Origin of the sequence: uncultured Cardiobacterium sp. (assembly GCF_938028185.1) — a bacterium.
In the GTDB taxonomy this organism is placed as follows: domain Bacteria; phylum Pseudomonadota; class Gammaproteobacteria; order Cardiobacteriales; family Cardiobacteriaceae; genus Cardiobacterium.
In genome coordinates, this window is sequence record NZ_CALJAH010000330.1 from 1 (window position 1) to 10,492 (window position 10,492).

Here is a 10,492-nt window from a genome sequence, read left to right on the forward strand (position 1 = left end):
ATATGACTGTAGGTATCCATTTGCGGTCTCCTGCAAGGTTTTGATGTTTTTTGCAGTATCGCTTATGGATGCCTTTTTTTGTAGCTGTTGCACTTGAATTGTAAATTCGCCACATACACCTTGAGCGCCCAGGTGTATGTAAATTGCCAAACAACCGTAGGGTGGGGCTTGCCCCACCGTTAAAACCAAATACTCCGATGGCGGGTCAAACCTCACTCGCCATGCTAATCCCCAAATCTCATGAAAATCCGCTGTCTCCCCCTCATCCTACTTATCATCAGCACCACCCGCGCGGCCAGCCTCTGCGACGACCTTGATGCCGCGCCATCAGACCAACACACCGGCAATACGCCAGTGGTGCTGGTATCGCAGGATGGTGGTCTAGTCGCCGGACACTATCCGCCCAATCCATTTTCTCCGGACGTATCAAATCCGAACGGCAGTTACGGTCCTTCCATGTCCTATGTGTACGGGATGATGCCCAGAATCGTCGTCAAAACGGGAGAGAGCGCCCCGCAAAAAACCGAAAATTACGCGCATTACGAGCCTAACCCGGTACAGCGCGTGAGCGATGTGCCCGTTTCCACCTTCAGCATTGACGTTGATAGCGGCAGTTACAGCAACGTCCGTCGCATGATTGCACGCGAAGGCCGTCTGCCGCCAGCGGACGCAGTGCGTACCGAAGAAATCCTCAACTATTTCAACTATGACTATCCGCTACCGCAGGACGGCAAACCCTTCGCCATATACACGCAAATAGTGGATTCACCGTGGAAAAGACACGACAAACTCTTGCGTATCGCCATCCGGGCGGCAGACCTCGCCCCGGAAAAACGCCCGCCCGCCAACCTGGTCTTCCTTATTGACACCTCCGCCACGATGGACGCTCCGGACAAACTGCCGCTGGTGAAAAAAACCGTCTGCCATTTCGCCGAAGCCTTGCGCGCCGACGACCGCATCACCCTCATCGCCTTCTCCGATGACGTGCGCGAATTGCTGCCGCCCACATTTGGCGACCAGAAAGAAAAAATCGTCGCCGCCCTCAAGCCGCTGCGACCGCATGGCATGGCCGCGGGGGCGGACGCGCTGCACCTGGCCTACCAGGCTGTCAGGGAACACTACCAAGAGGACGGCATTAACCGCATCCTGCTTGCCTCCGATGGCGACTTTAACCGCGGCATCAGCAATTTGGAATTGCGCTGGTATATCGGCGACCAGCGTGGCAACCACATCGGGCTCACCATTCTCGGCTTCGGCACGGGCAATTACAACGATGCCTTGCTGGAGACGCTGGCAGACAAGGCAGATAACGGCAGCTATCACTACATTGACAACGAGGCCGAAGCAAAAAAAGTGCTGGTGCGCCAACTTACCCCGACGCTCACCACCATCGCGCGCGACGTAAAAATCCGCGTGGAATTTAACCCGGAAACCGTCAAAGAATACCGCCTTGTTGGCTACGAAAACCGCCTGCTTCATGAAGACTATTACGACAACGACGATGAAAACGCAGGCGACATCGGTGCGGGCGGGAGCGTTACCGCCCTCTATGCCATCACCCCGCAGGAAAAACCTTATTGGGGCGTTGCAAGCCGCTATCAGCAGCCACTTGCCGGCGACAAGGCAAACGAATATGGTTGGCTCAACCTGCGTTACAAAGACGCCGATGACGGCGAGCGGCAACCGCTGGAACAGCCCGTTATGGCAAGCAGCATCCCGCTTGAAGATGCCGATGCCTCCACCCGCCTTGCCATTGCCGCCGCCAGTTACGCGCAAGCGCTGAAAGACAGCGAACAAAACGGCGCGCTTGACTGGGCGGGCATCCTCCGCCTCGCCCAATCCGCCAAAGGCGAAGACCCCCACGGTGAACGCGCCGGATTGATTGCGCTGATTGAAAAGGCGCAAAGCCTGTCGGCGGGGAAGTAACCCAATAGATCCAATAGTCGCCGCCATTTACATACACCAACCCCGCTACCCTGTATGTAAACCAGCCAACACCAACCCGAAACCCCATGACCCCCGAAACCGAAATCCCCGCCCGCCGCAAGCCGCTCATCGCCCTCGTTGGCCGCCCGAACGTCGGCAAATCCACCCTCTACAACGCCTTCACCCGCAGCCGCGACTCGCTCGTCTCCGACACCCCCGGCCTCACCCGCGACCGCAACTACGGCGAAGCGCGGCTGGGGGAAATGCCCTGCCGCATCGTCGATACCGGCGGCCTCTTGCGCGACGAAGAAGACCAGATTGACCGCCGCGTGGACAAACAGGCGCGGGCGGCGGTGGAAGAAGCCGATGTCGTCGTCTTCGTCGTCGATGGCCGCGACGGCCTGACCGCGGTGGATGAAACCATCGCCAGCGAGCTGCGCCGCAGCCAGAAGCCGGTCATCCTCGCGGTAAACAAAACCGACTTCGCCGACCCTGACCTCATCCTCGCCGACTTCTACGCGCTGGGCATCCCGGACACCCTCGCCATCGCCGCCGAACACCGCCGTGGCCTGCAACAACTGGCGCAGCGCATCGTTGCTCGCCTGCTGGAATCGCCCGACGCCGCGTATTTCGGCGAAGATAACGGGGCGGAGGCGCAAGCAGAAGGCATTGCCCTTGCCGTCATTGGCCGCCCCAACGCGGGCAAATCGACCCTGCTCAACCGCCTCATTGGCGAAGAACGCCTTGTCGCCAGCCCCGTCGCGGGGACGACGCGCGATGCCATTGCCATTCCCTATGAAGACGCGCACGGTGACCGCTTCACCCTGATAGACACCGCAGGCGTGCGGCGCAAGTCGCGGGTCAGCGACAAAATCGAAAAATTCTCCATCGTCAAAACGCTGGACGCGATTGAGCGCGCCAACGTCGTTATCCTCATGCTGGACGCGCACGAAGGCGTGAGCGAGCAGGACGCGCATTTGCTCGGCGAAATCACCCGCCGTGGCCGCGCCCTCATCATCGCCATCAACAAATGGGATCACCTGGACGATGAACAGAAAAAAGCCATCCGCAGCCAGTTCGAGCGCAAACTGCACTTCGTTGATTACGCCGAAGTCTTCTACATCTCGGCGCTGCACGGCAGCAACATCCGCCAGATCCTGCCCGCGGTGAAAAAAGTCTATCGCGCGGCGATAGCCGAACTCTCCACCAACAAACTGACCGAAGCGCTGCAAACCGCCTACCACCGCCACCAGCCGCCGCTGGTGCAGGGGCATTCCATCAAACTGCAATACGCGCACCAGGGCGGACGCAACCCGCCGCACATCATCATCCACGGCACCCGCACCACGAACGTCCCGGCGAGTTACACCACATACTTAAGCAAATTTTTCCGCGAACACTTCAAACTGTATGGCACCCCGGTGCGCATCAGCTACCGCGACAAGGCCAATCCCTACCGCGACAAATAAGCCGCATAACCCGCGCCAGCGGGTTTTTTATTGCGTGCGCGGATAAACAGCGCATCCTCGTCGCTAAACGAAAGTGCTGAAAAAAACACAAAGAATCACACGAAAAAACAGCGGATGGCTTTAGCTGCGCGGATACTGCCGCTTCTGCAAACCTTTTCTGCAACATTAAGTGGAAGCGGACGGGAAAGGACGCCTGCCGCGCGGTTTTTCCCAATGTCGCCCTTGCACGGCGCAGACAAAAACGCCGATGCGTTCACTTTCCCCACTTTATTGCACCGGCTGCGGAGAAAGTCGCCAATCCTGTTGTTTCTGCATCAATAAAATGCCAGAAATATCGCCCAACAGTAATGCAGGTATAACGCGATTTTGCGAACAAGCATGGATAATTTATTACGTAATTTTTTTCTAAAGATGACACGGGGTATAATGTGGGAAATTGTGCAACAGACCATAACTCACCCGGCTCACCCATACCATGTTTCGCGGTATCTACCATATTTCGCTCGACACCAAGGGACGGCTTTCCGTCCCGGCCAAGGTGCGCGCGCAATTTGAGGCGGAGAGCGAAGGTGTGCTGATTTTGACCACCGATCTGGAAAACCAGCTCCTGCTTTATACGCTGCCGGAATGGCAGCAGGTGGAGGAGAAGCTGGTGAAACTGCCCAGCTTTGACCCGCAAATCCGTCGGCTGAAGCGCCTTTACATGGGCAACGCCGCCGAATGCGAGCTGGACAGCACCGGGCGCATTCTCATCCCGCCGCCGCTGCGCCAGCGCGCGGGGCTGGACAAGAAGGTGGTGATGAGCGGCATGGGCAACAAGTTTGAGTTGTGGAGCCAGGAAGCCTGGGATGCGATCAACGTTGAGGATGCCGATGCGTTGCGCGCGGACGGGCTGGATCTGAACGGCGCGCTGGAGACGCTGGCGATATGAGTGAACACACCACGGTGCTCCTGCACGAAGCGGTGCAGGCACTCGCCATTCGTGAGGATGGTGTCTATCTCGACGGCACTTTTGGTCGTGGCGGGCATAGTCGCGCCATTCTTGCCGCGCTCGGCGGGGCAGGGCGGCTGTATGCGCTCGACCGCGACCCGCAGGCAGCCGCTGCCGCCACGGCGGTTGCCGATCCGCGCTTTCATTTCGCGCGCGCGCCGTTTTCCGCAATGGCGTCGGCATTTGCAGACGTGGCAGCGGCCAGTCTCGACGGCGTTTTGCTCGATCTTGGCGTGTCGTCGCCGCAGCTTGACCAGGCGGCGCGCGGTTTTTCTTTTGCCAAGGAAGGGCCGCTCGATATGCGCATGGACAATGAAAGCGGCATTACGGCGGCCGACTGGCTCGCGGCGACCGATGAGGCGACGCTGGCGCGGGTCATCCGCGACTGGGGCGGGGAACCGCACACGGTGGCGAAACGCATCGCGCGCGCGGTGATGGCGGCACGCGGCAAGTTGCGCACCACGCTGGATTTGGCGGCGGTGGTCGCTGATGCGGTGCCGCGCAAGTTGCACAAGGCCGGTTTTCACCCGGCGACGCAGACTTTTCAGGCGATTCGCATCGCCGTCAATGATGAAGTCGGCGAGATTGAGCGCGGTCTTGTCGCTGCCACCCGTTTGCTGAAATCCGGCGGGGTGCTGGCGGTGATTACCTTTCATGGACTGGAAGACGCGCTGGTGAAGCGTTTTGTTCGCGCCCACGAAGGCGCGCCCCTGCCGGCGGAGATTCCGTCGGCATTCGACCGGGTGAACCCGTTGCTGCGACTGGTTCCGCCCGTGGTCAAGCCGTCCGCCAGGGAAGTGGCGGACAATCCGAGAAGTCGCAGCGCACGTTTGAGAAAGGCAGTAAAGGTATGAAAATAATGATGTTAATTCTGGCAGTGCTGCTTTGCGGTGTCTGTTTTAGCGGGGTCAAGGCGGCGAAGTTCGCCCATGAGCAGAGCAATCTCGTCAATGAGGTGCAGTCTCTGAAGAAAACCCGTGACCAGATTAACGCCGAATGGACGCAACTCCTGCTGGAGCAGAAGATGCTGGCGGATGACAGCGTGATTGACCATGCGGTGCGCAACGGACTGGATATGCATATGCCGCAGGCGACGCAAGTGGTTTATCTGGACTGAGCCGTGGCGCGTTCCGCTTCCCGCTATGGTGCCACTGCCCGCCGCAATGTTGTGGTGGGCTTTTTGGCGTTGCTGACACTGGGGCTGGTGATTCAGCTCGTCCGCCTGCAAGTGACCACGGCGGACACGCTGACCAAGCGCGGTTATGACCGCAGTCTGCGCATTCAGACGGAAGACGCGCTGCGCGGCATGATTTTGGATCGGGAAGGCGAGCCGCTCGCCATTTCCACCCCGGTGAGCACGCTCATCATTGACCCGCTGCGCATGTGGGCGACGTTGAACGGCGATTTTGACCGCCTGCGCGAAGCCTGCCAGACGGACAAGGCGTACAGCGTCGATTGCGCCTGGGCGAACAGCGGTAACGAAGAAGAAGCGCGCCTGCGCTACCAATACGAAACCCTGCGCCCGCTGGCGACGCTTCTGGATGAAGACCTCGCCAAGTTTTACGACGAACTGGCGGCGCGCGCCGACCAGCAATTCATGTACCTGCGCCGCCAGATTCCGCCGAGCATCGCCAACGAAGCGCTCGATTTGAAAATCCCCGGCCTGCGCCGCGAAAACGGCTACAAGCGCTTCTACCCCTCCGGCGAAATCATGGGGCAAATCATCGGCTACACCGACGTTGAAGACAAAGGCCAGGAAGGGCTGGAAAAACTCTACGAAAACTGGCTGGCCGGACAGGCGGGCAAAGTGAAAGTGCTGCAAGACCGCGCCGGGCGCGCCTTGCGCGTCGTCGAAGAAGTGCGGCCTGCCTCTGCCGGAACACAGTTGCAGCTTTCCATCGACAAGCGCATCCAGTACATCACCCACCAAGTGCTGCAAGACACCATGAACGAAACCCGCGCCGAAGCGGTTACGGCGGTGATGGTGGATGTCAAAACCGGCGAAATACTCTCGATGGTGTCGCTGCCGGCGGGTAACCCCAACGTCCTCGCCGAGCGCCGCGCCGAACTCTTGAAAAACCGCAGCATTACCGACACCTTTGAGCCAGGCTCAACCATGAAACCGCTTGCCGTTGCCGCCGCCCTGGAAGCGGGCGTTATTACCCCGAAAACCAGCTTCCGCACCAACGGCACCTACAAAATGGGGCGCTACACCGTGCGCGACGTGCACAACTACGGCACGCAGGACACCATCGGCATCATCCGCAAATCCTCAAACATCGGCATGGCGATGATTAGCGAGCGCATGCCGCGCAAAAAATACCGCGAATTCATGACCAACCTCGGCTTCGGCCAGCCAACCGGCATCAGCTTCCCCGCCGAACAGCGCGGTCACCTGCCGCACACCGAAAAAATCAGCGCCTTCGACTACGCCACCACCTTTTTCGGCTACGGCGTCAGCAGCAGTGCGCTGCAACTGGCGCACGCCTACGCCACCGTTGCCAACAACGGCGTCGCCATGCCGCTCTCGCTGCTCAAAGTCGAAGAACCGCCGCAAGGCACGCGCGTCATGAGCGAAAAAACCGCGAAAGCGGTGCAGAAAATGCTGGAAGCGGTGGTCAGCGACGGCGGCACCGGGCGACGCGCCAACACCGAAAGCTACACCGTCGCCGGCAAAACCGGCACCTCGCACAAAGTGCGCAAGGGCGGTGGCTATGCCGAAAAAAACTACCGCGCCATCTTCGCCGGCTACGCCCCGGCACACGAGCCGCGCATCGCCATGGTGGTCGTCGTCGATGACCCGAAAGGCAGCGACTACTACGGCGGTCTCGTCGCTGCGCCGCCGTTTTCCAAAATCGCCGACTGGTCGCTGAAAATGCTCGGCGTCCTGCCCGACAAAATCGCCAAATCCGGCGAAATCGGCCTGGTCGCCGATGCCGCCCTCTTTGAAGACAACGACTCTGCCGGAGCGCCCCCGCATGAAATCGCCGAAGACACTGAATGAACTGCTGCATGGCTTCGCCACCGCCGACGCACGCCCCATCGCGGCGCTTGCCAGCGACTCGCGCGCCGTAACCGCAGAAACCTTGTGGCTCGCCGCGCGCGGCGTAACGCATCACGCACTGGATTACTACCGCGACGGCTTGCAAGCCGCCGCCATCGTTTACGAACCGCCCTATGCCAACCCGCCCGCCGGCGCCATTGCCTGCGAGCAGCTCGGCGCACACCTCGGCGAAATCGCCGCGCGCTTCTACGACCACCCCGCCAAAGCGCTCAACGTCATCGGCGTTACCGGCACCGACGGCAAAAGCTCGCTCGTCCACTTCCTCGCGCAAGCCACCGGCGGCGCGATGCTTGGCACCATCGGCTACGGCAGGCTGGATGCGCTGGAACCTGCCAGCCACACCACCCCCGACCCGCTGCGCCTGCAACAGCACCTCGCGCAGTACCGCGACGCCGGCGTGCAGACGGTGGCGATGGAAGTATCCTCACACGCCCTCGCGCAGCACCGCGTCGGCGGCATTGCATTCCACATCGGCGTCTTTACCAATCTGAGCCGCGACCACCTTGACTACCACCGCGACATGGAAGACTACTTCCTCGCCAAAGCCAGCTTATTTGCGCGTCCGCTGCCCGTCGCCGTCATCAATATCGACGACGCGCACGGCCGCCGCCTGCTTGACGAAAACCGCGTCCATGCCGACACGCGCGTCATCGCCGTCAGCAGCCACGGCAACAGCCACCCGCGCGCCGCCATCACCCTGCAGGCGCGCGACATCGAGTTAAGTCCCGACGGTATCGCCTATACCCTCGCGCATGATGCGCAGCAGGTCGCCATCCAGAGCGGCCTGCTCGCCCGCTTCAACGTGGACAACCTCTTGAACACCGCCGCCTGCCTGCTCGCCCTCGGTGTGCCGTTGGCAGACATCCCGGCAAAACTTGCCGCGTTGCACGGCGTGCCCGGCCGCGCCGAGCGCATCGGCCTCGGCAACGGCGCCGCTGCCATCGTTGATTACGCCCACACCCCGGCGGCGCTTGCCAACATCCTGCAAGGCGTGCGCGCCCATGTGCCGGGCAAACTGTGGTGCGTCTTCGGCTGCGGCGGCGACCGCGACCGGGGCAAACGGCCGCTGATGGCACAAGCCGCCGAAGCCAACGCCGACGTCGTTGTCATCACCGACGACAACCCGCGCACCGAAAACCCGGCAGACATCATCGCCGACAGCCTGCGCGGCATGGGCAACCGCGAAAAAGCCTGGATTAAGCGGCCGCGCGAAGAAGCCATCCGCTTCGTCCTGCCGCAATTACAGGCGGGCGACGCCGTGGTCATCGCCGGCAAAGGGCATGAGGACTACCAAATCCTCGGCACCACCAAACACCACTATTCCGACCAGGAAACCGTGCGCGCATGGCTGCAAAACCACTAAACACCCCGCTCAGCGCCGCTGAAATCGCTGCCCTCTGCGACGGCGTCCATTACGGCGCCGATTTTCAGGCGCTCGACGTCAGCAGCGATAGCCGCAACCTGCGCGCGGGCGAACTTTTCGTTGCCCTGCGTGGCGCCAATTTTCGCGGTGAAGACTTCCTCGCCGCCGCGCAAGGGCAGGGCGCCGTCGCTGCCATCGTCGCCGAGCACCAGCCAGAGGTAGATTTGCCGCAAATCGTCGTCGCCGACACCCTCGCCGCCTTGCAAGCACTCGCCCGCGACCGCCGCGCGCGTTGCCAGGCGCAGTTTTTTGCCATCACTGGCAGCAACGGCAAAACCAGCACGAAAGAAATGCTGCAACGCCTGCTGCAAACGCGCGGGCAGACCCTCGCCACTATTGGCAATCTGAACAACGACATCGGCGTGCCGCTCACCTTGCTGCGCCTGCGCGACGAAGACCGCTTTGCGGTGATTGAAATGGGCGCGAACCACCCCGGCGAAATCGCGCGGCTGGCGACGCTTACCCGTCCGGATGTGGCGCTCATCACCAACGTTGCCCCGGCGCACCTTGCCGGTTTCGGCTCGCTCGAAGGGGTGATTGCCGCGAAAAGCGAAATCTACGCCTACAGCGACGGCGCCATTGTCCTCAATCTCGACCTGCCCGCCGCCGCGCGCTGGCAAGATCAATTCCGCGACCGCGCGCAATACACCTTTTCCCTCAACCTCGACGCCGACGTCACGGCGCACGACCTCGCCGTTGACGGCAGCTGCTTTGTGCTGCACGTCGATGGCGCCGATTACCCGGTGGAATGGCAGTTGGCAGGACGGCACAACGTTATGAACGCTCTTGCCGCCTGCACCGCCGCCCGCCTCGCCGGCGTTACCGGTGCGCAAATGCAGGCAACGCTGAACGGCCTTGCCCTGCAACAGTCGCGCCTCGCCGCCATCCGCGTCGGCGCGCACACCATCTACGACGACACCTACAACGCCAACCCCGCCTCATTCAAGGCGGCGATAGACGTCCTCGCCGCCGCGCCGCGCGCGCTGATTATCGCAGGCGCCATGGGCGAGTTGGGGGCGGAAGAAGCGGCACTGCACCGCGACGTCGCCGCCTACGCCGCCGCCTGCGGCATTGACGATTTCTGGGCAGTCGGTACGGGACTGGCGGAGCAATACCTCGCCGCCTTCCCTGCCGCCCGCCCCTTTTTGAACACCGCCGCCGCCGGACAGGCGCTCGCCGCCCACCTCGCCGCCGCGCCCGCCACAGTGGTCTTGGTCAAAGGCTCACGCAGCGCCCGCATGGAAGGCGTACTCGCCGCAGCGGGCATTACCGCCCCCGATGGACATTGAGGGGTGAAGATGAACGCGCACCGCACATTGCTGCCAAATACAGGAACAAAAGCCCGGACCCCCGCCGAACTGCCCCCGACCAATCAACCTGCCCGATACGACAAGCGTAAGGCGAAATCATTGCCGACACGAAAAATGCGGTCGCATTTTTCGTGGAAACCCGGGGTGGGGGCAGCAAGCCACCCGCAGCGCGACAAAACCCAACCCTGTTTACATACACATCGGGCGCTCAAGTGTATGTAAATGGCATACGGCGCTTCTCGCGCTGAAGCGGCGAAAAACCACCGATATGCCCCCTCCCTCGCAGGGTGCGCCAGCACCCGCAGCGGG

At 61.5% G+C, this 10,492-nt stretch carries 8 protein-coding genes; all 8 read left to right on the top strand.

What is annotated here, in order from left to right; translation table 11 throughout:
• Positions 1 to 240 precede the first annotated feature (240 nt).
• The 8 genes from Q0349_RS09710 to murF all read left to right on the top strand — a co-directional run bounded on the left by Q0349_RS09710 (position 241) and on the right by murF (position 10,162).
• Positions 241 to 1,926, top strand: coding sequence for a von Willebrand factor type A domain-containing protein (locus tag Q0349_RS09710; RefSeq protein WP_298080696.1), 1,686 nt, complete (start codon positions 241 to 243; stop codon positions 1,924 to 1,926).
• 86 nt (positions 1,927 to 2,012) lie between these two features.
• Positions 2,013 to 3,395: a ribosome biogenesis GTPase Der gene (gene der / locus Q0349_RS09715; RefSeq protein ID WP_298080697.1), complete on the top strand. Its 1,383-nt coding sequence runs from the start codon at positions 2,013 to 2,015 to the stop codon at positions 3,393 to 3,395.
• Between the two features lie 475 nt (positions 3,396 to 3,870).
• A complete protein-coding gene (gene mraZ / locus Q0349_RS09720; RefSeq protein WP_298080698.1) occupies positions 3,871 to 4,326 on the top strand; it encodes a division/cell wall cluster transcriptional repressor MraZ in 456 nt (151 codons plus the stop codon).
• A complete protein-coding gene (gene rsmH, locus Q0349_RS09725; protein WP_298080699.1) occupies positions 4,323 to 5,240 on the top strand; it encodes a 16S rRNA (cytosine(1402)-N(4))-methyltransferase RsmH in 918 nt (305 codons plus the stop codon). The genes mraZ and rsmH overlap by 4 nt, the downstream gene beginning before the upstream one ends.
• A gap of 5 nt (positions 5,241 to 5,245) precedes the next feature.
• Entirely contained in the window at positions 5,246 to 5,503 is a 258-nt protein-coding gene (gene ftsL, locus Q0349_RS09730; RefSeq protein WP_298080700.1) for a cell division protein FtsL, read from the top strand.
• A gap of 3 nt (positions 5,504 to 5,506) precedes the next feature.
• Positions 5,507 to 7,390, top strand: coding sequence for a penicillin-binding protein 2 (locus Q0349_RS09735; RefSeq protein ID WP_298080701.1), 1,884 nt, complete (start codon positions 5,507 to 5,509; stop codon positions 7,388 to 7,390).
• On the top strand, positions 7,365 to 8,813 hold the full coding sequence (locus Q0349_RS09740; RefSeq protein ID WP_298080702.1) for a UDP-N-acetylmuramoyl-L-alanyl-D-glutamate--2,6-diaminopimelate ligase: 1,449 nt from the start codon (positions 7,365 to 7,367) through the stop codon (positions 8,811 to 8,813). Before Q0349_RS09735 ends, Q0349_RS09740 begins: the two co-directional genes overlap by 26 nt.
• A complete protein-coding gene (gene murF / locus Q0349_RS09745) occupies positions 8,795 to 10,162 on the top strand; it encodes a UDP-N-acetylmuramoyl-tripeptide--D-alanyl-D-alanine ligase (RefSeq protein ID WP_298080704.1) in 1,368 nt (455 codons plus the stop codon). Before Q0349_RS09740 ends, murF begins: the two co-directional genes overlap by 19 nt.
• The last annotated feature ends 330 nt before the right edge of the window (positions 10,163 to 10,492 follow it).

Coding starts and splice junctions, on each gene's coding strand:
- rsmH (WP_298080699.1), top strand. CDS start 4,323: ATGAGTGAACACACCACGGTGCTCCTGCACGAAGCGGTGCAGGCACTC.
- murF (WP_298080704.1), top strand. CDS start 8,795: ATGGCTGCAAAACCACTAAACACCCCGCTCAGCGCCGCTGAAATCGCT.
- ftsL (WP_298080700.1), top strand. CDS start 5,246: ATGATGTTAATTCTGGCAGTGCTGCTTTGCGGTGTCTGTTTTAGCGGG.
- der (WP_298080697.1), top strand. CDS start 2,013: ATGACCCCCGAAACCGAAATCCCCGCCCGCCGCAAGCCGCTCATCGCC.
- Q0349_RS09740 (WP_298080702.1), top strand. CDS start 7,365: ATGAAATCGCCGAAGACACTGAATGAACTGCTGCATGGCTTCGCCACC.
- mraZ (WP_298080698.1), top strand. CDS start 3,871: ATGTTTCGCGGTATCTACCATATTTCGCTCGACACCAAGGGACGGCTT.
- Q0349_RS09710 (WP_298080696.1), top strand. CDS start 241: ATGAAAATCCGCTGTCTCCCCCTCATCCTACTTATCATCAGCACCACC.